This is a genomic window from Alistipes sp. (genome assembly GCF_048465635.1).
In the GTDB taxonomy this organism is placed as follows: Bacteria; Bacteroidota; Bacteroidia; order Bacteroidales; family Rikenellaceae; genus Alistipes.
Genome location: NZ_DBFWLF010000027.1, coordinates 18,152 through 41,153 on the forward strand (window position 1 = coordinate 18,152; position 23,002 = coordinate 41,153).

17 protein-coding genes, 2 tRNA genes and 1 pseudogene are annotated in these 23,002 nt (G+C 58.3%); 14 read left to right on the forward strand and 6 right to left on the reverse strand.

The window, feature by feature from the left end; genetic code table 11:
* Positions 1-663 precede the first annotated feature (663 nt).
* Positions 664-1,866, reverse strand: coding sequence for an L-serine ammonia-lyase, iron-sulfur-dependent, subunit alpha (locus ACMO9O_RS09545; protein ID WP_418983635.1), 1,203 nt, complete (start codon positions 1,864-1,866; stop codon positions 664-666).
* Between the two features lie 112 nt (positions 1,867-1,978).
* On the opposite strand from ACMO9O_RS09545, the gene ACMO9O_RS09550 reads away from it, so the two are divergent.
* The 13 genes from ACMO9O_RS09550 to ACMO9O_RS09610 all read left to right on the forward strand — a co-directional run bounded on the left by ACMO9O_RS09550 (position 1,979) and on the right by ACMO9O_RS09610 (position 18,763).
* Positions 1,979-2,479: a hypothetical protein gene (locus ACMO9O_RS09550; RefSeq protein ID WP_418983636.1), complete on the forward strand. Its 501-nt coding sequence runs from the start codon at positions 1,979-1,981 to the stop codon at positions 2,477-2,479.
* A 38-nt stretch (positions 2,480-2,517) separates the two neighbouring features.
* Positions 2,518-3,465 (forward strand): DUF6175 family protein, encoded by a 948-nt coding sequence (locus ACMO9O_RS09555; protein ID WP_418983637.1) that lies wholly within the window; start codon positions 2,518-2,520, stop codon positions 3,463-3,465.
* An 8-nt stretch (positions 3,466-3,473) separates the two neighbouring features.
* Positions 3,474-4,403 carry a hypothetical protein gene (locus ACMO9O_RS09560; protein ID WP_418983638.1) on the forward strand — a complete coding sequence of 310 codons (930 nt, stop codon included), beginning with the start codon at positions 3,474-3,476 and terminating at the stop codon, positions 4,401-4,403.
* A gap of 87 nt (positions 4,404-4,490) precedes the next feature.
* On the forward strand, positions 4,491-5,924 hold the full coding sequence (locus ACMO9O_RS09565) for a hypothetical protein (protein WP_418983639.1): 1,434 nt from the start codon (positions 4,491-4,493) through the stop codon (positions 5,922-5,924).
* A 291-nt stretch (positions 5,925-6,215) separates the two neighbouring features.
* Complete coding sequence (locus ACMO9O_RS09570) at positions 6,216-6,794, forward strand: RNA polymerase sigma-70 factor (RefSeq protein ID WP_418983640.1); 579 nt, start codon at positions 6,216-6,218, stop codon at positions 6,792-6,794.
* A gap of 128 nt (positions 6,795-6,922) precedes the next feature.
* Positions 6,923-7,852 (forward strand): FecR family protein, encoded by a 930-nt coding sequence (locus tag ACMO9O_RS09575; protein ID WP_418983641.1) that lies wholly within the window; start codon positions 6,923-6,925, stop codon positions 7,850-7,852.
* 175 nt (positions 7,853-8,027) lie between these two features.
* Entirely contained in the window at positions 8,028-11,363 is a 3,336-nt protein-coding gene (locus tag ACMO9O_RS09580; RefSeq protein WP_418983642.1) for a SusC/RagA family TonB-linked outer membrane protein, read from the forward strand.
* A 5-nt stretch (positions 11,364-11,368) separates the two neighbouring features.
* On the forward strand, positions 11,369-12,949 hold the full coding sequence (locus ACMO9O_RS09585) for a RagB/SusD family nutrient uptake outer membrane protein (RefSeq protein ID WP_418983643.1): 1,581 nt from the start codon (positions 11,369-11,371) through the stop codon (positions 12,947-12,949).
* Between the two features lie 8 nt (positions 12,950-12,957).
* On the forward strand, positions 12,958-13,869 hold the full coding sequence (locus tag ACMO9O_RS09590) for a glycoside hydrolase family 18 (protein WP_418983644.1): 912 nt from the start codon (positions 12,958-12,960) through the stop codon (positions 13,867-13,869).
* 8 nt (positions 13,870-13,877) lie between these two features.
* Positions 13,878-15,140, forward strand: coding sequence for a DUF1735 and LamG domain-containing protein (locus ACMO9O_RS09595; RefSeq protein ID WP_418983645.1), 1,263 nt, complete (start codon positions 13,878-13,880; stop codon positions 15,138-15,140).
* Positions 15,141-15,157: 17 nt separating this feature from the next.
* Positions 15,158-16,699, forward strand: coding sequence for a BT_3987 domain-containing protein (locus ACMO9O_RS09600; RefSeq protein WP_418983646.1), 1,542 nt, complete (start codon positions 15,158-15,160; stop codon positions 16,697-16,699).
* A 64-nt stretch (positions 16,700-16,763) separates the two neighbouring features.
* The gene (locus ACMO9O_RS09605) at positions 16,764-17,717 is read left to right on the forward strand and encodes a glycosyl hydrolase family 18 (RefSeq protein ID WP_418983647.1); all 954 of its coding nucleotides are present in this window, start codon (positions 16,764-16,766) and stop codon (positions 17,715-17,717) included.
* Between the two features lie 119 nt (positions 17,718-17,836).
* The gene (locus tag ACMO9O_RS09610) at positions 17,837-18,763 is read left to right on the forward strand and encodes a glycosyl hydrolase family 18 (RefSeq protein ID WP_418983648.1); all 927 of its coding nucleotides are present in this window, start codon (positions 17,837-17,839) and stop codon (positions 18,761-18,763) included.
* An 80-nt stretch (positions 18,764-18,843) separates the two neighbouring features.
* Here ACMO9O_RS09610 and ACMO9O_RS09615 read toward each other — a convergent pair.
* From ACMO9O_RS09615 to ACMO9O_RS09630, 4 genes are all read right to left on the reverse strand, one after another.
* Positions 18,844-18,918, reverse strand: a tRNA-Arg gene (locus ACMO9O_RS09615).
* 65 nt (positions 18,919-18,983) lie between these two features.
* Positions 18,984-20,465: an OmpP1/FadL family transporter gene (locus tag ACMO9O_RS09620; protein ID WP_418983649.1), complete on the reverse strand. Its 1,482-nt coding sequence runs from the start codon at positions 20,463-20,465 to the stop codon at positions 18,984-18,986.
* Between the two features lie 230 nt (positions 20,466-20,695).
* Positions 20,696-21,892: a pyridoxal phosphate-dependent aminotransferase gene (locus tag ACMO9O_RS09625; RefSeq protein WP_418983650.1), complete on the reverse strand. Its 1,197-nt coding sequence runs from the start codon at positions 21,890-21,892 to the stop codon at positions 20,696-20,698.
* A gap of 22 nt (positions 21,893-21,914) precedes the next feature.
* Positions 21,915-22,175 carry an HU family DNA-binding protein gene (locus tag ACMO9O_RS09630; RefSeq protein ID WP_418983651.1) on the reverse strand — a complete coding sequence of 87 codons (261 nt, stop codon included), beginning with the start codon at positions 22,173-22,175 and terminating at the stop codon, positions 21,915-21,917.
* A 172-nt stretch (positions 22,176-22,347) separates the two neighbouring features.
* On the opposite strand from ACMO9O_RS09630, the gene ACMO9O_RS09635 reads away from it, so the two are divergent.
* Positions 22,348-22,432, forward strand: a tRNA-Ser gene (locus tag ACMO9O_RS09635).
* Between the two features lie 342 nt (positions 22,433-22,774).
* Here the strand turns inward: ACMO9O_RS09635 and ACMO9O_RS09640 are convergent.
* Positions 22,775-23,002 (reverse strand): annotated as a pseudogene (locus ACMO9O_RS09640) (nucleotidyltransferase domain-containing protein); the annotation flags it as partial.

The window sequence follows — 23,002 nt, forward strand, 5'->3', positions numbered from 1 at the left end:
CGCAGCCTGCGGAGGATACGCGGTACGCGGGCCTCCGCGCCCGGAGGCTGCGGCCCGCCGACCTGACGGTCGGAAACAATATAAACCGATTGCGGCCACGGCTCAAGACACAAAACGGACATGAAAGGGCTGAACTTCATACCTGAGGTTCTTCGTCCCTCCCGAGGGCGGGGTCGGGGGGGGGCAGAATTGCAGACGCGACTTGCCGCCGCTAGGTTCGGCGGTTGAGAGCATGCTTAAGTTGATACGACCCGAGATCATTCGGTGCGACTATCCTTTCGGACCTCCGCGCCGGGAGGCTGCGGCCCGCCGGTTCTTCGAACCGCAACAAGACAAACCATATTCGGCCCGCCGACCTTTCGGTCGAAAACAGAACAACGTGAATCTCGGCCTCGCCGACTTGAAGGTCGAAACAGGAACAAGCGGCCCGCGCGCCTCCGAAGAGGGATTCTGTACGATCATATGTAGCAATTGCAATGGTTCCGTCGGGTTGGGCCTTTGTGGCGGCGGTTCCGGAGGTTCGGCCTGCGCAGCCGTATGGACATTAACAACCGGTCCGGAGGGAGGGAGGTTCGGCCGGCGCTGACCGTGGAAACGTCGGTGGCGAAAGCGATGCGTTCGGCTGCCTGCGCGATTGCGGGGCGTTCGTACCGAAAACCGCGGCTATTTCTTTCCGTAGCGTTTGGCCAGGCCGCCCTCGGAGGTCTCGCGGTAGAGGCTGGGCAGGTGATGCCCCGTCTCGTTCATCACCTCGACGACCTTGTCGTAGCTCACCAGATGCGAACCGTCGGAGAGCGTGGCGTAGGCGTTGGCGTCGAAGGCGCGTGCCGCCGCCACGGCGTTGCGTTCGATGCAGGGGACCTGCACCAGTCCGCATACGGGGTCGCAGGTGAGTCCCAGGTGGTGTTCGAGCGCCATCTCCGCCGCGTACTCGATCTGCGCCGGCGTGCCCCCGAAGAGCTGGCAAGCCGCCGCCGCGGCCATTGCGCAGGCGACGCCGACCTCGCCCTGACACCCCACCTCGGCTCCCGAGATGGAGGAGTTGGTCTTGGCGACGTTGCCGAAAAGTCCGGCCGTCGCCAGCGCCCGCAGGATGCGCACGCGCAGAAAGTCGCGCGAGGTGGAGAGGTGGTAGAGCACCGCCGGCACGACGCCGCTCGACCCGCACGTGGGGGCCGTCACGACCACGCCGCCCGAGGCATTCTCCTCGGAGGTGGCCAGCGCATAAGCATAAATTTTGGCACGGGACGCCAGCGAGTCAGTATAGCTCTTCGACTTGACCCAGTAGGTGCTCGCCTTGCGGGCGACTTTCAGCCCGCCGGGCAGTACGCCGTCGTTGTTGAGGCCCCGCTGGATGGTTTCGCACATGACGGTCCAGATATGGTCGAGGTAGTCCCAGATGTCAGCCCCTTCGCACTCCTGCACATATTCCCAGTAGGTCTTGCCCTCGCGGTAACACCACTGCTTGATCTGAGTGACGGTGCTCAGGGGGTAGATGCTGCTGGGCACTTCGAGCCGCGAGGTCTCGTTGGCCAGTGCGCCGCCGCCGATGCTGTATATCTTCCAGCTGTCGACGGTTTTCCCCTTTTTCAGCCCCTCGTAGAGCATGCCGTTGGGGTGGAACGGGAGCACCACGTCGGGCTTCCAGACGATTTCGGTCGGGGCTATGGGTTCCAGCACCGAGCGGATCGCCACGTCGGTGAGGTGACCGCGTCCGGTCGCCGCCAGCGAGCCGTAGAGCGTCACGCGGTAGGCGTCGGCCGAGGGGCAGCGCTCCGCGAAACGCTCCGCGGCCTTCTTGGGCCCCATCGTGTGGCTGCTCGACGGGCCGTTGCCGACCTTGTATAGTTCTTTGAGCGATTCCATATTCATTCGTTTGCGGGGGTAAAGATAGTGCTATTTTTTGCGCCTGCGGAGCTTATATCCGGCCTTTTTTACTATATTTGTAAAAAATAGCCTTATCAGAAAATCACTTCCTATGAAAAAGTTCCTTTTGCTCGTCCTCGCTCTTGGCGTGACGCAGTTGGGTTCGGCCAACAAACAGAAAAAGGCCGACGCCGAGACGGACAAGTTCCGTTACGACATCGAATACGCGCGTCCGTCGGGCGACGGCGTATGCCAGGTCAAGGTGTGGAGCTACTCGAAAAAGTCGCGCATCGCCGCCGAACAGTGCCGCAAGAACGCCGTGCACGGCATCATCTTCAAAAGCTATTCGACGGGCGACGGCACGACCGCCTCGCAGCGGCCGCTGGTCAAGGACCCCTCCGTGCAGCGCGATAAGGCCGAATTCTTCGAGGATTTCTTCTCCGACGGCGGTCCCTACCGGCAGTTCGTTTCGGCCGTGACCGACGGTTCGCAGGAGGTCGTGAAGGTCGGCAAACAGTATAAAGTGGGCGTGGTGGTCACCGTGTCGAAAGATCAGCTGCGCAAATACCTCGAGAGCGAGGGCATCATCCGCTCGCTCGCATCGGGCTTCTGACGCCCTCCCCCGACTATTCATCCCAAATTCCTTATGCCATGAAAAGACTCCTCATAACCTGCCTGCTGTGCGCCGCCGCTCTCGCCGCGTCGGCCCAGGCGAAGAAACCGACCATCATGGTGATGCCCAGCGACTTGTGGTGCAACACCAACGGCTATATGACCACCTACGACAACCAGGGCGTGACGGTCAGCGTTCCCGACTACCAGCGTGCGTTGCAGACCGACGTCAACCTGCTGCCCGTGATCGCCAAAATCAACGACCTGATGGCCGACCGCGGCTTCCCGCTCAAGAACCTCGAATCGGAGGTCAAGGACCTCAACCGCACCGATGCCGAAATGTCGATGCTCCAGAGCCGTTCGGGAGGCAGCGTCAACCAGAGCCCCATCGACCGGCTGCGTCAGCAGGCGAAGGCCGACATCATCATCTTTTTGACGTGGAACGTCAACCAGACAGGTCCCAAGAAGTCGGTCACCTACACCTTGCAGGGCGTCGACAGCTACACCAACAAGCAGGTGGCGGGCGATACGGGTACGGGCGCGCCATCGTTCACGGCCGAGCTGCCGCTGCTGCTCGAGCAGGCCGTCAACACCCATATCGACAACTTCGCCGACCGCTTGCAGGCCCACTTCGACGACATGTTCGCCAACGGGCGTGAAATCTCGATTCTGGTCAACGTCTTCGACACGTCGCCCGTGGACCTCGAATCGGAGATCGACGGCCGCGAACTGTCGGAGTATATCGACGACTGGATGGCCGACCATACGGTCAACGGCCGCTACTCGCTGGAGGACGCCACGGAGAACTACATGCGTTTCGAGCAGGTGCGCATCCCGATGTACGACGAGCGCGAACGGGCGATGGATGCCAACCGCTTCGCCCGCGAGCTGACCCGTTACCTGAAGGGCGCTCCCTGCAATATCCCTCAGATCAAACAGATGAACCAGGGCCTGGGCCGCGTGACGCTGGTCTTGGGCGATAAATAACCGATGCCATGAAAAAGCTGATGATCCTCGCGGCAGCCCTGGCGGCCGTCACCGCCGCAACCGGGGCGCCCAAGAGCGTGCCGCTGACCATAGCCGTGCCCGAACAGGCCGAGTACGTGCCGCAGGCCGCGCGTGCGGCGCTGGCCAACAAGATGAACCAGATCGTGAATCTCAACGGCATGTCCGCCTCGGGAGACAACGGTCAATTCTTCCTCACGTGCGTGGTCACGGTGCAGGACAAACAGGTGGTCGGCGGCGCTCCCGTCAAGATCGCCCAGCAGGTCGACGTGACGTTTTACGTGGCCGACGCACTGAACGAGAAAGTGTTCGGTTCGGCCGACGTGAGCGCGCGCGGCGTGGGCGAGAGCGAAACCAAGTCGCTGATGGCTGCCCTGCGGCAGATTGCGCCCTCGCAGCCGGCGCTCAAAAAGCTCATTACCGACTCCAATGCGCGGATTATCGCCTACTACGAGGAGCAGTGCGACAACATCATCCAAAAGGCCCGGACGCTGGCCGGCGCGCGCGCCTATCCGGCGGCGTTCTTCCAGCTGTCGCTCGTGCCCGAGCAGTGCGCATGCTATGGGAAGATTCTCGCCGAGGCGGAGCGGCTCGTACTCGAATACCGCGAGTACGAAGCGCAGGCGATGCTGGCCAAGGCACGTGCCGTTTGGAGCGCCGGGATGGACCGCGACGCCGCAGCCGAAGCGGCCGAGTACCTTGCGCAGATACCCTACGATGCCAAGTGCCACCCGCAGGCGCTCGAACTGATCAAGGAGATCAAGGCCCGCGTGAAGGACGACATCGACTTCGACCGCAAGCAGCTCGAATGGGAGCAGCAGAACAAACAGGACCTCATCAAGGGGTGGCGCGACATCGGGGTGGCTTACGGCAACAACCAGAAACCCATCACATACAGCCCCGCCTGGATCGTGCGCTGACCTTGCGGGCCGATCGTCCGCCGGACCGTCGCAGGCGGGCCGGCGGGCTGCCGGCCGCACAGGAAACCCCGAATTACCCCGAACCCTATGAAGAAAATCATGTTAAGCCTCGCAGCCGGACTGTTCGCTCTGGCGGTCGGGGCGCAGCAGCCCGCCGACACCCTCGGTACGGCTGCCGTCACGACCGGGACGCCCGAAGATACCGAGGCGTCCGCCGCCGTAGAGAGTTCCGCTGCGGAGAATCCCGCCCTTGCGGAGGACGGCCGGCTGGCCAAGTACCGCCGCAGTTCGCTCTACTCCGTACTGATCCGCCACCCGGAGGCCAAGTACGGACAGTCGATCGACTCGGCGTTCCTCTCGATCCCCACGCCCGACAAGTTCAACAACCACGACCTGGACATCAAGTCGTTCGATGCGGCCGATGCACCCCGGCAGCGCAAGGGCAAGGTGCGCGACGACTACAACCTGGGCGTCATCGAGGAGTTCATCACGGAGAATGCGATTCCCTCCGGACTGATCGCCAAGTGGTTCGTCCGCGATCCCCGGACGGGGGCTTTCGACATGAGCCTCATCCAGCAGCGCGGCAACTACGATGCTTCGCAGTTGGACATCCGGCTGGCCGACCAGAGCGCGCTGGGCCGCGCCACGCTGGCCGATGCCGGGGAGGAGCTGATCGGCAAGACGTTCCTGTTGGTCAACGACATCACCTTCGTGGACAAGGGCGAGAAGACGGCCAAAGCGGGCGGCTGGCTGCGTATGCTGGGGGCGATCGCCGGAGCGGCCACCGGAACCGATCTGAGTTCGGTCACCGACACGGCCGCCAATCTGGTCAACGAGATCGACGGTTTCTCGGTTAACATCACCTCCTACCTCTATCGGCTGGTGTGGAACGACGAGGTAGCCGCCAATTTCTATACCTACTACTGGATGGACGGCACGTGTGCCGACCCGGCCCGCCGCGCGGCTTTCGACACGACGAGCCTTTTCAAGGTCGCCTACGTCGGCAAGACGATGACCTCGGCGGGCAACCTCGCTTCGAAGAGTTTCTCCAAATCCAAGGAGGAGCAGATGCTGAAGGTCTGCACGCGCGCCATCGACAAGTCGATCGTGCAGCTGCAGCGCGACTTCGACGAGTTCAAGGTCAACGTGCCGATCTACCGCATCAATGACGACAAGACCGTCGACGTGCAGATCGGACTCAAGGAGGGCATCAACGCTAAGTCGCAGTTCGACGTGCTGATGGCCGTGCAGGACGAGAACGGCCGTACGCTCTATGAGAAGGTGGGCCGCATCCAGCCTGTCGAGGGCCGCATCTGGGACAACCGCTTCGGCGCCGACGAAGAGGCCCGGGCGCAGGCGGCCGATCCCAAGAGCGCCTCGAAGAAGAAGGGCAAGGATGCCTCCGGCGACGAGCCGCTGGGCAACGTGACGCTTACGGCGACCACCTTCAAGGTGCTCAGCGGGGCGAACAAGATCGTGCCGGGCTGCCTGGTGCGCGAAGTGACCATCAAACGCAATTAAAGCGTTCAACCGGAAAACGACGGGGCGCTCCTTTCGGGGAGCGCCCTTTTCGTTCCCGCCTTGCCAAACTTGCGTCAGAAGCCTACGTCCCGGCCGTCCTGCCGCAGGGCGCCTGATCGGACGACGGGAGCCGGGGTATATCTTGGCCCAATGCTGCAATCGGTCGCAAATCTGGTTCGAATAAATAGCATCGATGGTGAGATCGGATCGATAACGGATGCAAAAGTGCATCTTCGTTATAAATTTTACATATCTGATAAAATAATCTATCTTTGATCAATTATTATGCAGATGGCAGCGCGGAACGGAGATATTACCTCGACGGAATTCGAAGGGTTGTACAGGCTCTACAAACCCCGATTTCTCCAGATTGCCTGCGCCTACATCCGCAATGAAATGGTGGCGGAAGACATCGTGACCGACTCTTTCGTCTATTTCTGGGAAAACAGGGACAAACTGACGATCAACACCTCCGTTCCCTCCTATATTTTGGCATCGGTGAAGCATGGCTGCCTGGAGTGGCTGCGCAGGGAAAAGACACGGCTGAAAATCCAGCAGCTCATTCACACGACCGAATATCGCAGTCTGCAGGCTAAAATCCGGGTCATCGAAAGCAACGAGCCGAAAGGCTCCTATGTGACGGAGGTCTCCGCCATCATCGAGGATGCGATCGACAGGATGCCTGAACCCATGCGAAGCATCTTCGTCGCCAACCGTTTCGAAGGCAAAACCTATCAGGAAATTTCCCGGGAAACGGGCATCCGCCTGCGCACGGTAACCGCCTATATCCAGCGCGCGCTGGCCTTGATGCGGGTGGCGCTCAAGGACTATCTGATGATTATTCTTATCTTGTTGGCATTCAACAGATAAGAGTATTTAAATTTTCTCACATATTTCCTTAAAATATTTATTTGCATGGAGAAGCGCTTTTTTCATGTAAACATCGCTTGCTCACGCACCTTATTCATGTAAACGGAAATAAAATTTCAAATTCAACCATGATCGAAGAGCTTTTAGACAAATACGTAAGCGGGAAAACGACCGAAGAGGAAGAGCGGATTATCATGGACTGGCTGGATGAAGACCCGGGCAACCAGCGCCGGCTCAACGATCTCTGGCAGCTCCAGGATACGCTTGCGGCAAATACCCCCCCCCAACGGATACTGCGCCCGAAACGCACGCGTAGGCCCCTTTTACGTTATCTCTCGCAGGCTGCCGCCGTGCTCGTACTGTGTGCGGGCAGCTGGTATTTTTCCCACACCCTGACCGTTGCCCGGCAGTCGCGGCAGTTCATGTCGCTGACGGCTCCCGTCGGCCAGCGCATGAATATCACCCTTCAGGACGGTACGAGCGTCTGCCTCAATTCCGGAGCGCGGCTCGAATATCCCATGACCTTCGGACAGAACCGCCGCGTAAGACTGACCGGCGAAGCGATGTTCGAGGTGGAACATGATGCGGAGCATCCGTTCGTCGTCGAGACCTTCGCCTGCGAGGTGGAGGTGTTGGGAACCAAATTCAACGTCGACGCCAACGAGGCGGACGGCACATTCTCCGCGGCACTGCTGCGCGGCCGGCTCAAGGTGACCAACAAGCTCTCCGAGGACGATCCGATTCTGATGGCTCCGTCGGACATGGTATGTTTGGCCGGCAATCAGCTCGTGCTTCAGACCATAGCCAACCAGGACGACTATCTATGGCCGGAGGGGATTCTGAACCTGGTCGGCCACTCCTTTATCGAAACCATTTCGAAGCTGGAAGACCTGTATGGCGTCTCTATCGTAATCGACCGGAAGGAAGCGCCGGAATTGGATGTCGTGCGCGGTAAGATACCGGTGTCCATGGGACTTGATTACGTACTCCGCTCGCTTCAGCAGATCACTCCGTTCCACTACGTACGGGATGAAAAAAATACGATCCATATCCGATAAACCCAAGGACCGATTCACGCTAAAACACAAACCGACATGAAAAAACACCGGATGGACAGCAGTTAGCCAGGATCATGTTCATTACCGCATACAAAGGCCTGCAAGTGTTGCAGCACCTGCAGGCCGAGCGGTTAACGAATTCAGACCGATCCATAAACCACTAATCAACAAATTTATGAATAAAAAGTTTATTCAGCAAATTAAATGCCTGTTTGCTTTTTTATTCATAGCCTGTTCCTGCGTTACTCCCTGGGAAGCCTTCGCGCAGAGCGCCAAGGTCACGTTGCACAAGCGCAATGTCCCGATGGAACAAGTCATGAATGACATCGAACGGCAAACCAATCTCTTTTTTGTAGCAAACAAAGGCGTCGACATCCAACGAACCGTCAGCATCGACGTTACCGACGCAACCGTAAACTCCGCCTTGGAGAAAATGCTCGCAGGCACGGGCATCGACTACAAAATCAGTCAGCAAAACATCTTCTTATCCTTAGCCGGGCATAAGGCGGCTCCCGAGAAACCCATGGAGGTCCGCGGCGTCGTGCGCGATGCACAGGGATCGCCCGTTGTAGGTGCTTCTGTGGTGATCGAGGGCACGACACTCGGGACCAGCACGGGAATCGATGGCACGTTCGCGCTGAACATTCCGGCCTCGGTGGACGATCCGGAGCTGCTGGTCAACTTCATCGGCTACGATCCGGTCACCGTTAAGGTGGGGCAGCGTACCGACATCGAGGTGAGCATGCGCGAATCCAGCGTCGAGATGGAATCCGTCGTGGTTACGGCCCTGGGTATCAAGCGTTCGGAAAAAGCTCTGGCCTATACGGTGGCACAGGTCAATTCCGAGGCGGTCACGACCGTGAAATCGGCCAACTTCGTCAACAGCCTTGCGGGCAAGGTGGCCGGTGCGGTCATCAACACCAGCTCCTCGGGTGTCGGCGGTTCGGCCAAGGTCATCATGCGCGGTATGAAGTCGATCATGCAGACTTCGAACGTACTCTATGTGATCGACGGTATTCCCATCCATAATTTTACCAGCGATGGCAGCATGGAATTCGGCTCGCGCGGTTCGACGGAGTCCATCGCCGACCTGAACCCGGACGATATCGAATCGATCTCGGTGATGACCGGCGCCGCGGCAGCGGCCCTTTACGGTTCGGATGCAGCGAACGGCGCGATGCTGGTCACGACCAAGAGAGGCAAGTCCGGAGCCACGCAGGTTCAAGTGTCGAGCAACACGGAATTCATGCTTCCTTTCCACCTGCCCGACTTCCAGAACCGCTACGGTACGGGGCGCAAGGGCAAGGCGTCCGGATCGACCATCCACAGTTGGGGACCTCGGTTGAACGATGCTTCCCGCTATAACTATTCCCCCGAAGATTTCATGCAGACCGGTCACGTCTACACCAATTCGGTGACGCTTTCGGGAGGTTCGGACAAAAACCAGATGTATTTCTCCGCCGCAGCCGTGAATTCGAAAGGGTTGATCCCCAACAACAAGTACAACCGCTACAACTTCACGTTCCGCAACACCTCCAGCCTGTTCCACGACCGACTCCAGCTGGACGTGAGCGGCAGCTACATCATCCAGCAGGACCGCAACATGACCAACCAGGGCGTCTATTCCAATCCGCTGGTCTCCGCCTACCTGTTCCCGCGCGGGGACGATTTCTCGCTGGTCAAAGCGTTCGAACGTTGGAATCCCGCACGCAACATCTACGAGCAGTATTGGCCGCAGGGCGAGGGCGGCGACCTGCGTATGCAGAACCCCTACTGGATCGCCTACCGGAATCCGCGCGAGAACAAGCGCAAGCGTTATATGTTCACCGGCGGCGCGACCTACAAGATCACCGACTGGCTGAACGTCGCTGGGCGCATCCGCGTGGATAATACCAACAGCCTGTTCACCGAAAAACTCTACGCCACCTCGAATCCCACGCTGCTCGAAGACAGCCGCAAGGGCAAGTACACCGAGACGCGCGGCGAAGAGCGGCAGACCTATGCCGATGCGATGCTCAACATCAGCAAGACCTTCAAGGAGGCGTTCTCGATCGATGCCCATATCGGAGCTTCTTTGAAGGATAACCGGTTCGATGAGCTGTCCGTATTGGGACCGATCGCAGGTGCACCCAATATCTTCAACGTCGTGAATCTCGACCGCAGCCAGAAGCAGACCCCTAAGACGGTCTGGCACGAGCAGACGCAGTCTATTTTCTACTCGCTGGAACTGGGGTGGAAATCGCAGCTGTTCGTTACGACTACCGGCCGTAACGACTGGGCATCGCAGGTGGCGCGCTCACCGCAGAAGTCGTTCTTCTATCCCTCGGTAGGCGTGTCGTGGCTCCCGAGCAGCACGTTCGATTTCCCCGATCTGTTCCCCTATCTGAAACTGAGGGCATCGTGGTCGTCGGTAGCCAACCCCTTCCCGCGGGAGCTGACCATCGCTACGCACCCTTACGACACTTCACTTCCGGGCTGGTCGGAACTCTCCAACTATCCCGTCGGGCAGCTCTATCCCGAGCGGACGAAGACGTGGGAATTCGGTTTCGATGCCAAATTCCTGCATGGATTTACCCTGACGGCGTCGTGGTATCGCGGCGACACCTACAACCAGACTTTCAATCCCAAGTTATCCGCCTCGTCGGGCTATGAGGATATCTACATCCAGACCGGTCATGTGCGCAACACGGGTGTCGAGGCGAGCCTGGCCTATGACCATAGCTGGAAAGATTGGGCTTTAAATTCGCAGTTCACCTTCTCGTGGAACAAGAACAAAATCATCGAGTTGTGTAAAGCGTGGTATAACCCGCTTGCGGACGAGACGATCAGCCTCGATCGGCTTGAAATCAACAAAATGGGACGTGCCAAGTTCATCCTTAAGGAGGGCGGCTCGATGGGCGACCTCTACTCGACAACGGACCTGCGGCGCGACGACAAGGGCAACATCGAAATCGACGAGGCCGGAAATGTGGTGATCGAAGACAACCTGCCCGACATGAAGCTCGGTTCGGTATTCCCTGATTATAACCTCGGATGGCGAAACAACGTCTCCTGGAAGAACCTCAACCTGAGTTTCCTGATCTCGGCCCGCATCGGCGGTATCGTCTACTCGGCCACGCAGGCCAACATGGACCTTTTCGGCGTTTCGGAGGCATCGGCCGCGGCGCGGGATGCCGGAGGCGTGCTGGTCAACGGCCGCTCGATGGTCAATCCCGAGACGTGGTACACGACCATCGGCGCGCAGAGCGGCATTCCGCAGTACTATACCTACTCGGCTACCAACGTCCGTCTGTCGGAACTTTCGCTGGCCTATACGTTCCCGCGCAAATGGTTCCGAAATGTCTGCTCGCTGACCGTTTCATTCGTGGGCCGCAACCTGTGGATGATGTACTGCAAGGCCCCGTTCGATCCCGAAGCCGTTGCGTCGACCAATAACTTCTATCAGGGCATCGACTACTTCATGATGCCTTCCACGCGCAATATGGGCTTCAATATAAACCTTAAATTCTGACGACTATGAACAAGATTCTTATGATTTTTCGTGTTGCTGTTCTTGTCGCGGTCGTAGGCTGCTTACAAAGTTGTCTGGATAACTTCGAGGACTACAACCGCAATCAAAGCGAGGCGACCGACAAAGAGTTGGAGGGGGACAACTATCTGGTAGGAGCTAAGATAACCAAGTTGGAAAGCATGGTTATCCCCACCGAGGAACACCTTTACCAATTCGCCGAACTGCTTGCGGGCCAGAGCTACGGCGGATACGCCGAAGCGACCGTCGACAGTTGGGAGACCAAATTCTCGACCTTCAATCCTACCGCCGACTGGCTCAAAGCGCCTTTCGTGGACGTCATCACGCAAACGTACCCGTCCTACCGCGGGATCATCAACAAGTCGGACAATGAAGTCGCCCTGGCGTTGGCCGACATCCTGCGCGTCGCCATCATGCACCGCCTGACGGATGCGTACGGACCGATTCCCTACTCGAAAATCGTCGAGGACAAGAAGGAGCGGCTGACGGTTCCCTACGACTCGCAGCAGGCCGTCTACGAGCAGATGTTCAAGGAACTCGACCTCGCGCTCGAATCGTTGGAGCGTAACCGCGAGCTGAGTACGGAGGCGTTCGGCGAATACGACCTGGTATATGGCGGCGATCTGAAGAAATGGATCAAGTACACCAACTCGCTCAAGTTGCGTATGGCCATGCGCCTGGCGTACATCGATGAGGGGACCGCCAAGACCCTGGCGCTGGAGGCCATCAACGGCGGGCTGATCGAAACCAACGACGACAATGCCAGGCTCCAGACCGAACTCAACCACATGACGCTGCCGTGGAACAGCTGGAAGGACCACGCCGTGGGGGCCGATATTCTTTGCTACATGAGGGGATACAAGGACCCGCGGATGCCCAAGATGTTCACGCAGGGTACGGTCGGAGAGGGCGAAGCGGCCGTCAAAGGCTACTACGGTCTGCGAATCGGCACGACGCCCTCGAACAAGGACAAGGCCGTTGCAGCCTGCTCGCGTATGGCGATCGAGCAGACCGATCCGATCCTTTGGTTCACGGCGGCGGAGACCGCTTTCCTGCGGGCCGAATACGAATTCCGCTTCGGCAGCGCCGCTTCGGCACAGACCTACTACGAGCAGGGGATCACCCTCTCGTTCGAGCAGTGGGGCGCAGGCGATCCGACGGAGTACATAGCCGACGAAGCCAACATTCCGGAAGCGTACACCGATCCGCTGGGCGTGACCGAAAACAACACCGCATTGCCGCAGAGCCGCATCACGATCAAGTGGGACGAAGAGGCGGATTTCGAAACGAACCTCGAACGCATCATCACCCAGAAGTGGATCGCCATCTACCCGCTCGGCAACGAGGCGTGGGCAGAATACCGACGCACGGGTTATCCGAAGCTGATGCCCGTGGTGGACAATAAATCGGGCGGCACGGTCAACTCGAAATACGGCATGCGCCGCTTGCCCTATCCGTCGGAAGAGTACTCCGAGAACCGGACCAACGTCCAGGCCGCCGTCTCCATGCTCGGCGGTCCCGACGAAGGCGGAACCCGCGTCTGGTGGGATTGCAAACCCTTAAATTAAGGCACGATATGAAATACAGTTTAAAATACCTGATTCTCGCCCTCTTTCTCCCCGTCGCATGCTGCTTCACCGCCTGCGACACGGATATTGAGGCGATCGACCAAGCTATTCTCACCCCCGATGAGCAGGATCCGGAACAGTACGAGGCCTACTGCAAGGCGCTCAGGGATTACAAATCGAGCGAGCACTACGTCGTTTTGGCCTCGCTCGACAACGCTCCGCAAGTGCCGGGATCGGAAAAGGTCTTCCTGCGTTCGCTGCCCGACTCGCTCGACATCGTGACCCTGGCCAATGCCGACAACCTCTCTGCATACGACATCGAGGACATTCCGCAGGCGCAGCGCAAAGGGACCAAAATCCTCTATGCGATCGACTACAATGCCCGCTCCGCAACGATGGACGCCGCTGCGTTCGGCAAATACCTCGATCAGGTGGCGGAGAAGGTGGCCGCTTACGGTTTCGACGGAATTACCGTAACGTACGACGGTCCCATGACCGCCGATGCGAAGGACGCCGCCGCGGCCGTGGTCGGAAAATTCGCCGGTCGGTCGCTGCTGCTCGTCTGGGAGGGGAATCCGCTCTTCATTCCCAAGGCGGACCACGACAAGTTCGCTTATTGCATCCTGAACACGCTCGAAATCGGTAACACGTTCAACCTTCGGAGTCAGATCGACTATGCGGTCAACTTCGCCGGCGTGCCGATGGCCAAACTCATCGTCTCGGCCGATCCTACCGGACGACTTACCGACGATGCGCTTCAGTTCCAGCCCTCGGTCTTGGAGACGGCCAAAAGCGTCATCACGATGGGACCGCTGGCAGGACTGGGCGTCTACCACGTCGGTGAGGATTATTTCGATGCGTATATCAACTACCGGCAAACCAAGCAGGCAATCGGACTGTTGAACCCCGCCGCTAAATAATATATCCCATGAAACAGAGAAAGATATTTATCGCCGCAGCCGCCTTTGCCTTTTTGCTTTCCGGCTGCGAATCGGACCACGCAGACAGCTATCCTTTCGATAACGCGGCCTACATCGACGTTGCCGAAACGACCAGCGACAGCAATGTAACGTTCAAGAAGACCGTCAGCGAACTCGACCGGGAATTGTCGGCCGTGCTGATTTGTCCGGCAACGGTCGATACAGAGGTGGAGTTCGCCCCCGACGCTTCGCTCGTCGAGGGGTACAACGCCCGCCACGAGACCAGGTATACGATGCTCGAGGAGAAATACTACGATTTCCCCGTGCGTACGGCCCTCATCGAGGCCGGGAAGTCGGTGTCGCTGCCGCTGACGATTCATTTCAAAGGGCTGGATCAGCTCGAAATCGACCAGACGTACCTCTTTCCCGTGACGATCGTATCGGCGGACGGGGTGTCGCTCCTGAACGGTTCCAAGACGGTTTACTACCTCGTGCGCCGCTCTTCGGCAATCACCACCGCGGCGATCCTCACCGACAACTGGATCGAAATTCCCGGCTACGACAAGCCCGGAAGCGCCGATTGCGTGAACGGACTGACGGCGGTAACCTACGAGGCGATCGTTCGTGTCCACGACTTCCACTATGCCGGACCCACGTCGACCTACATCGAAGAGAAACTCTCTACGATCATGGGCGTCGAGCAGCATCTGCTGCTGCGTATCGGCGACACGAATTTTAATGCCGAGCAAATTCAGGTCGACGGCTCGGGCGTGAGCCTGGGTAAGTTCCCGGAGAAGAACAGCGGGAAGCTCCTCTCGCTGGAAGAGTGGTATCACATCGCTTTCACCTACGATCTCGCCACGGGCGAAGCGTACATCTACGTCAACGGGCAGCTTCAGAGCCGCACGACGGTAGCCCCGACCGTGAAAGCGATCAACCTCGGGCTTCGCGCGCTGGCCGAGAACCCCGAGGAGTCGGATGCCCGGCAGTTCTTTATCGGATACAGCTACGACAATTTCCGTCAGCTCTGCGGCAATGTCGCCGAGGTGCGCGTATGGTCGGTGGCCCGAACGCGGGAGGAGATCTGGCGCGACATGTACGACGTGGAAAATCCGTCGGAGAAACCCGAACTGCGCGGCTACTGGAAATTCAACGAGGGCAAAGGCAACGTCATCAAGGACCTGTCCATGTATGGCAACGATGCCGTCTCGCACACCGATCTCAAGTGGGACACTTCGATCGAAATTCCGCAGCTCAACAAGCAAGAATAACGTAAACGAACTGGATTATGAAAAATAAAAGAAACAGTTGTGCGCTGATGCGGCTTGCGGTCTTCTGCCTCACGATCGCCGCATTGGCGGCCTGCGAAGCCGATGACTTCACCCGCAAGGCCGGGAAGATGCCGGACAAGGAGGACATTACCGCCGTCGGCGGTGTCCTGCGCCGGGAGAAAACCCCCGAGCAAACCTCTCTTCTGAAGATCGACGAGGGCCAGCCTACCGTGGATGCGATCCTCTATCGGGTGTCGCAGCCCGCGGCTCAGCCGATCACCGTCGCGGTCGATGTGGACGAGTCCCTCGTGGATGAATACAACAAGGGTAAGACGGAAGAGGCGAAACTGAAGCTGTTCCCGGTGGAGAAGGTTGCCTTCCCCGACGGCAAGACCTTCACCATCGCCCAGGGCGCGAAGGTTTCGGACAAGCTCTCGCTTTCGTTCAGCCGCGACGGCGTGGAGAAAGGCATGTATCTGTTGCCGCTGCGCGCAAGCGTCGCCGGGGCGGGGGTGGACGCCGCTGCCGAAAAACAGATTCTCTACTACCGGTTGGTCGTCGCCGAGCATATCGAAGAGAGCGAGCTGGACGATCTCGGGTTCAAAATCATCTGCTATGTCAACACCGAAGAGATGAACCCGCTGGTGGGAATGCAGTTCTCGGTATGGTGCTACGACATGCTCAACGATGTTGAAGCGACGAAGACGTGGATCGATGTCGAAATCCTGCGAAAGGCGGCGATCAAGCAGCACGAGACCAACGGCCGTGCCATCCTCGAACTGGGAGCGGATTTGCAGTATGTGCTCGACAACCGGGACACTTACCTCCTGCCCCTTCGCAAAAGCAGTCGCAAGGTCCTGATGTGCATCCAGGGCGGCAATACGGGTCTGGGATTCTGCAACCTCTCCGACGAGCAAATTACCGACTTCGTTTACCAGATCAAGTATGTTTGCGATAACTACCAACTCGACGGGGTCAACTTCTTCGACATCGACGCCTTGTACGGCAAGGACGGTATGCCCGAGGCAATCCCCGCCTCCTATGTCAAGCTGATCAAAGCCACCAAAGAGGCTTTGGGGAGCGAGCGTCTCGTGACCGTGGCCTGCGATGCGGAAAGTACCGATTTCCTGGCGGCGGCACAGGACGGAATCGAGGTCGGACAGTATATCGACATGGCCTGGTCGGGAGTTTTCGACAAGGTCGTCAATCCGTACGAGGAGGGAGCCGAACTGAAACCTGTTGCGGGCCTGGAAACGTCGAAGTGGGGAAGCGTGCTGCTGAAAATATACAACGACACGCAGATGTATAAAAACAAGGAGTTTTTGAAGCCGGCCATCATCGACCTTTACAGGAACCATCAGGAAGCAGCGAATATCTTTGCTTTCTACGACATTCCGTCGACCATGCAGGGCACGGAATTAGGACCGGGCGGCACATTCAACCAGATTCTATGCGAGGCGTTGACCGATGAAAACCTGGAATACGACGGTATGCTTTACGACACACAGATAACCCGTGAATACATGCAATTTTATCATTCGTTCGATAAGGATTGGTAGTAATAAAACACTCAAGCACCTTTATAGTTCACTTTTTTATTAACCTAAACCAACAAAACAAAAAATGAAAAAGAATTTTTTCAAAGCAGCCTGCATGCTGATTGCTGCATCTGCATTTGTTTTCACCGCGTGCGATCGCACCGATGAAACGATGATCACCGAACCGACCGATCAGGGCACTATGCCTGAAACGCGTGCTTCGGACTGGTCGAACTTCCGCCGCGTGGTTTACGTCGAGGTAAATGACGTGAATCCGCTGAACGCCGGCGAGTACCTGCTCCCCGACGGAACCCCCTTCTTTACGGACGTCATCCTCTTTGCGTCCAACATCCGCGGCGACGCCAACGGGAATGTACACAACTACAACAACCCCAACAACGCCGCCATCCTCGGTAATCCTGCCAAGTACATTCAGCCTCTGCGCGACAAGGGCATCCGGGTTATCATGGGCAACCTGGGCGACCACACGGGAGCCGGCTTCTCCAACCTCACCACGGCTCAGATCAATACCTACGTCGCCGATCTCGTATCCTACGAGAACGTGCTCGACGGTTGGGATTTTGACGACGAGTGGGCCGAGTACGGAACCCGTGGGTATCCTGGGGTCAACTCCACCTCGTTCAGCAACCTGATCATCGCTTTGCGGGCAAAAGCTGCTGCCGGCAAACAGATTTCGGTATTCGATTACTCCTATGCGAGCTATATCAGCTCGGCAGCTGCCAATGTAGTGGATTTTGCAAGCTACAGCGGCCTGAACGGCTACAGCGCCAATCCGAGTTTCCCGATTTCGGTGTCGAAGTATTGCCCCTATTTCTGCGATCTGACTTACCCGCCTTCGGCAACGGTTGCGAAAGCTCGCACGAATTTGGCGAAGAATGCGAATGCAGGCGGTGTTACGTTCTTCAACCTGCCCATGTCGCCCTCTTCCGTGATTTCAGCACTGAACGGTTCCGCGCAGGCATTCGGGCTGACTTGCACCCACACGGGCAAGACCTACTCGAAAGATTATGGAAATTAATCTTTCCAATCCTTTGAAAAGTGAGGTATAAAGCGTCGCTTTGAGTGTCCCCGCGCACCGCATAAGCGGTGCGCGGGTTTTACTTCTCGAACTTTACCCGATCCTAAAATTACTTTACCATGAAAAAGATCTACCTATGGTTGCTGCTGGCCGCACTTGTCGGCCTGACCGGTTGCGAAAAGGCTGAGTTTTCGCAGAGCGGCGTAAGAGCGGCGGTCCCGCAAACGCGCGCCACCTCTCTCGGCGATTTTTACCGCATGGCGACGGTCGAGGCGAATAACGTCGATCCGCGCAATGCGGGCGAATACCTGCTGTCGGACAGTACGCGGTTCTTCACCCACATCGCGCTATGGGGCGCAACCATCGGAGGCGACCGTTTGAACCGGGTGTACCTTTCGTTTACGAAAGAGTTGAAACAGGTGTTGGACAACCCGCAGCAATACATCGAGCCGTTGCAGGCGAAGGGCATCAAGGTCCTGCTTTGGGTCGAGGGGGATCAGTCCGGTGCGGGATTTTCCAACCTGACCGCTGCGCAAATCGAAACGTTCACGGATGCCCTGACGGCCTATGACTCACGGGTGGACGGTTACTTTCTCAACGACGAATGGGCCGCCTACGGGATCAATAACTGGCCCGCTGCCAATTCGACCTCGTACAGCAATCTGGTAGTAGCGCTTCGCCGAAAAACGGATAAGATGCTGTGTGTGTACGATCGGGGGTATAGCTGCTATTTCTCTAATGAAATCGCCAGCTACATTGAACGTTGTTGCTGCCCCCAGTTAAACGGTTACTGCACAACCCCCGGCTTTGAAATTCCTCTTACACGTTATTGTCCCTACATGATAGATTTAGACATGCCGCCTAGCGAGAGGGTTGTAAAAGCGCGTACCACGATGTCTGTAAACAGAGATGCCGGCGGCATCTTTTTCGAGAAAGTACCGGGCGCTCCGAACCGCCTTTCGACATTCAACGCTGTCGCCTCGGCATTCGGGATGACCTGTACGCATACGGGAGTAATCTATCCGAAAGACTATCCGGTTAATTAGAGCCGTTTCGACAGACGGCTTTCTGCGCGTCCGCCCGGTTCCGAAAGAGGGGAGTTTTTCGGCCGGAACCTCGGGCCGATTGGTAGCCTCACCGCGACTCGAACGCGAATTTAGGGTTTAGGAAACCCTCGTTCTATCCCTTGAACTATGAGGCCGAAACGATTGCGGTGCGTTTCCCCCGGGGGAAGCGCACCGCAAAAGTAATAATAATTTTCCGATTTTAGAAGCTCAGACCCACACCGATCGAAAATACGTTCGCGTGCAGCTTGTAGTTGCCCGAGAAGACCTCTTCCAACTCGCCCGTGGTGTATTTGTAGAGCGGATAGGAACCCGTGCGCTCGGGATCGGCGGCCGAGATATAGCTGTATGCCAGGTCGATCGACAGGCACTTGGTCGGGCGCAGGCTCAGACCGGCCGTGTAGGCCACCTTGGTCATCGACGGGGTTTCGGGGTTGAGGTAGTCGCTGCTCACGGGGCTTTCGTCGACGTACATACCCATGCGGGCCGTCAGGAAGTCGGTGGCGCGGTACTGGGCGCCGAAGCGGAACGCCAGCGTGTTGGAGTAGTTCTTTACCGAATAGATATCCTTGATATGAAGGTCCTCCTCGTTGAAGGAGACGTTCAGTGCCTTGTAAGCCGACCAGCCGCTCCATTGCAGGTCGACGGCAAGCTCCCACTTGGGAACCGGGCGGAACGACACGCCCCAGGTTACGACGGTCGGAAGCGGCAGCTCAGCGTTGAACGTACCCTGATCGAGTGCCGGGATGTCGACCAGACCGGGTTTGAGCTGGGCGAGTTGGGCGATCAGGCCGGCGGTCGTGGGGTCGATGTTCATGGTGGCGTGGCCCCGGCCGACCTTCATGTTCAGCCGCGAACGGTAGGTCATGGCGAACGACCATTTGTCGGTGATGTCCCACAGGAACCCTGCGTTCACGCCGATGGCCACATCGGCGTCGCCTTCGAGCTTGGCCGACACCAACGATCGGTCCATCGTGCCCTCGAGATAGCCTTTGGCGCCTTCGAGGGTTTTGAGTTTGGCGGTCGCCTGCGCCAGTGCCTCGCCCGTGAGCATGCCGCTGTTGATGGCTCCCGTCAGTTGGACGATGGAGGGGTCGAGCGTGTCGGCGATCAGATTGCGGCGCGTCGTGGCCGAAAGCAGCGAGCGCGACAGGTCGAAGTTACCCCACGAGATCATCAGGCCCGCACCGATCGACAGGTTGTCGAAAATCTTGAATGAGAGGGTAGGCTGGAAAGTGTAGGCTTTCAGGTTGATCTGCTGCACCAGGTGCGACCCCGACCAGTTGTCGCCCCAGTTCATCGCGGAGCCGTAGGGGGTGTAGAAGCCCAGACCGACGGCCAGCCGTTCGGTGGGTTTGTAGTTGAAATAGACGTGAATCGGGGTCGAGAGCTTGTTGTCCGACTTCTCCTCGGGACCGCTGACGTAGCCGTTGGCCATCGTCGGCAGCGAGCGGTAGTGGACGTTCGAAAGGATGCCCGTGAACCCGGCCGAGATGTCGAATTTCGAGGACTGATAGGCCGTGGCCGCGGGGTTGAAGAAGATCGACTCCGAGTTGAGCTTCATGGCCGTTCCGACGTGTCCCATACCGGTCTGCTTGGCCGACATATTGTTTACCTGGTAGCCTTCGGCAAATGCGCCCGTGGCGACGGCTGCGGCAGCCAGCAACAGGAGAATTTTTTTCATAAGTGATTGGTTTGGTTAATACTGCGCGCACCGTTGGGTGTGCAAAATCGGGGCAAAGTTAGAAAAACTATCCCCTCTGCCCAAACTTTTTGGCCGAAAATTCCCGAAAAGTGTACTGAATGGCATAAGTTTGGCCGGATTATCCGGTCCCGCGAAAGCCTGCGGAAAGGATGTCCGCGTCGCTTCCGGTCTTACCGACAAAGCGACGGTCTGCCTCTTCGGAGCAACCGCTATTTGCGGGCGTTGTAGGCTTCGAGCGCCTTGGAGAGAATGACCAGCGCCCGCTCCAGATCCTCCTTTTTCAAGACGTAGGCGATGCGCACTTCGTTGCGGCCGCGCGCGGGATCGGAGTAGAAGCCCGACGCCGGAGCGAGCATCACCGTCTCGCCCTCGTAGCTGAACTCCTCGAGACACCATGCGCAGAATGCGTCGCTGTCGTCGACCGGCAGCCGCGCCACGGTGTAGAATGCCCCCATCGGGATGGGCGAATAGACGCCCGGAATGCGGTTCAACCCGTCGATCAGGCATTTGCGCCGCTCGATATACTCCTCGTAGACCTCCGCCCCGTACGACCGCGGTGCGTCGATCGACGCCTCGGCGACGATCTGACCGAGCAGCGGGGGCGACAGCCGCGCCTGGCAGAACTTCATCACCGCGTCGCGCAGGCGGCGGTTCTTGGTAATCAAAGCCCCGATGCGGATGCCGCACTCGGAGTAGCGTTTCGACACCGAGTCGATCAGCACGACGTTCTGTTCGATGCCCTCGAGGTGGCAGGCCGAAATGTAGGGCGACCCGGTGTAGATGAATTCGCGGTAGACCTCGTCGGAGAAGAGGAAAAGGTCGTACTTGCGGACCAGGTCGCGGATGCGGTCCATCTCGCGCCGCGTGTAGAGGTAGCCGGTCGGGTTGTTGGGGTTGCAGATCAGGATGCCGCGCGTGCGCTCGTTGATCAGCTTTTCGAACTCCGCCACGTCGGGCAGCGCGAACCCCTGCTCGATGGAGGAGACCACGGGTCGGATGACCGCCCCGGCCGAGATGGCGAAAGCCATGTAATTGGCGTAGGCCGGCTCGGGCACGATGATCTCGTCGCCCGGATTGAGGCACGACATGAAGGCGAACAACACGGCCTCCGAGCCGCCCGTGGTGATGATGATCTCCTCGGGGGTGAGTTTGATCTGGTACTGGGCGTAGTACTCCACCAGCTTCTCGCGCAGCGAGCGGTAACCGTCGCTGGGGCTGTATTCGAGCACCTTGCGGTCGATCTTTTTCAGCGCGTCGAGCCCCACCTGCGGCGAGGGCAGGTCGGGCTGGCCGATGTTCAGGTGGTAGATCTTCGTGCCGCGCGCACGGGCCGCTTCGGCCAGGGGTACGAGTTTGCGTATCGGAGACGCCGGCATCTGCTCGGCGCGCAGGGAGATTTCGGGCATGGCGGTGCGTTATGGCCCGCGGTCATTCGATCTCGACCGCCGGGCGGAATTTGACTGTTTTGCGGGGAGGAATCTTCACGGCGGCGCCCGTGCGCGGGTTGCGGCCCGTGCGCGCGGCTTTCTGCTGGACGCAGAACGTGCCCAGCCCCGTGAGCGTCAGCCGGTCGCCCTGGCGGAGCGCCTGCACGGTCGTACGGATCATCGCGTCGACCGCCTTGCGGGCCTCGACCTTCGTCATGTTCGCGTCGAGGGCGATCGCCTCGACCAACTGTGCTTTGTTCATCGCCTTACGTGGGGTGTGAAGAGGTCCCCTTGATACCTAACTTACGGACAAAGTTAGCCTTTTTTCGGGAAAGTCAAAAATTCGCGGACTGTTTCGGACGGCGATTCCGCCTGCCGGGATAAATCGGAACGAAGATTTGGCGGAATGGAAAATCCGTGCTACTTTTGTTCCCGGAAAGTTGGCGGAGTGGTCGATCGCGGCGGTCTTGAAAACCGTTGAACCGCAAGGTTCCGGGGGTTCGAATCCCTCACTTTCCGCAAGCGTTCAAAGGAGCGGCGACAAAACGGTTTCGTTTTGTCGTTTTTTGTGCCCGCTGCTTCCGGCAAACGAGTTTTCCGGCGCAGCCTGTGCACAAAAAAGCTACGCTTTGCCGTTCCTTTCGTCGGTCGTGAGCCATTCTCGCAAACAGGGGTTGCGGGGCGGGAAGATATTGATTTCAGCGGTCGCCCCGCGAGTGCTTCGCACTTCGAATCCCTTGTTTTTCGCTTTTAGGCAGGGTGCTCGACACTGTTTCCGGCAAACAGGTTGCCCGGCAGTTAATAGGTAAGCGGGCTTCGGACCGGAATCGATCCCAAGCCCGCTTCGCATTCGTCGGGGGTCTACCGTTCGCTCAACTCCTTGTAGAGTTCCAGCCGCAGTCCGCAGTAGTTTTCAATGATCTCGCCCGCTTTGCGCACGCGCTCCATGTGTATCTCCAACTCCTGCGGCGCGATGTCGAACCGGATGCCGTACGGTGACTTTTGCAGAAAACTCTTCAGCCGCGGCAGCGTGAAGATGTTTTCGATGTGGGTGTCGTCGAAAGCCAGCATCAGCTTCGTCGACAGCGT

Coding starts and splice junctions, on each gene's coding strand:
- ACMO9O_RS09560 (WP_418983638.1), top strand. CDS start 3,474: ATGAAAAAGCTGATGATCCTCGCGGCAGCCCTGGCGGCCGTCACCGCC.
- ACMO9O_RS09545 (WP_418983635.1), bottom strand. CDS start 1,866: ATGGAATCGCTCAAAGAACTATACAAGGTCGGCAACGGCCCGTCGAGC.
- ACMO9O_RS09610 (WP_418983648.1), top strand. CDS start 17,837: ATGAAAAAGATCTACCTATGGTTGCTGCTGGCCGCACTTGTCGGCCTG.
- ACMO9O_RS09585 (WP_418983643.1), top strand. CDS start 11,369: ATGAACAAGATTCTTATGATTTTTCGTGTTGCTGTTCTTGTCGCGGTC.
- ACMO9O_RS09565 (WP_418983639.1), top strand. CDS start 4,491: ATGAAGAAAATCATGTTAAGCCTCGCAGCCGGACTGTTCGCTCTGGCG.
- ACMO9O_RS09600 (WP_418983646.1), top strand. CDS start 15,158: ATGAAAAATAAAAGAAACAGTTGTGCGCTGATGCGGCTTGCGGTCTTC.
- ACMO9O_RS09605 (WP_418983647.1), top strand. CDS start 16,764: ATGAAAAAGAATTTTTTCAAAGCAGCCTGCATGCTGATTGCTGCATCT.
- ACMO9O_RS09575 (WP_418983641.1), top strand. CDS start 6,923: ATGATCGAAGAGCTTTTAGACAAATACGTAAGCGGGAAAACGACCGAA.
- ACMO9O_RS09595 (WP_418983645.1), top strand. CDS start 13,878: ATGAAACAGAGAAAGATATTTATCGCCGCAGCCGCCTTTGCCTTTTTG.
- ACMO9O_RS09580 (WP_418983642.1), top strand. CDS start 8,028: ATGAATAAAAAGTTTATTCAGCAAATTAAATGCCTGTTTGCTTTTTTA.
- ACMO9O_RS09555 (WP_418983637.1), top strand. CDS start 2,518: ATGAAAAGACTCCTCATAACCTGCCTGCTGTGCGCCGCCGCTCTCGCC.
- ACMO9O_RS09550 (WP_418983636.1), top strand. CDS start 1,979: ATGAAAAAGTTCCTTTTGCTCGTCCTCGCTCTTGGCGTGACGCAGTTG.
- ACMO9O_RS09570 (WP_418983640.1), top strand. CDS start 6,216: ATGGCAGCGCGGAACGGAGATATTACCTCGACGGAATTCGAAGGGTTG.
- ACMO9O_RS09620 (WP_418983649.1), bottom strand. CDS start 20,465: ATGAAAAAAATTCTCCTGTTGCTGGCTGCCGCAGCCGTCGCCACGGGC.
- ACMO9O_RS09625 (WP_418983650.1), bottom strand. CDS start 21,892: ATGCCCGAAATCTCCCTGCGCGCCGAGCAGATGCCGGCGTCTCCGATA.
- ACMO9O_RS09630 (WP_418983651.1), bottom strand. CDS start 22,175: ATGAACAAAGCACAGTTGGTCGAGGCGATCGCCCTCGACGCGAACATG.
- ACMO9O_RS09590 (WP_418983644.1), top strand. CDS start 12,958: ATGAAATACAGTTTAAAATACCTGATTCTCGCCCTCTTTCTCCCCGTC.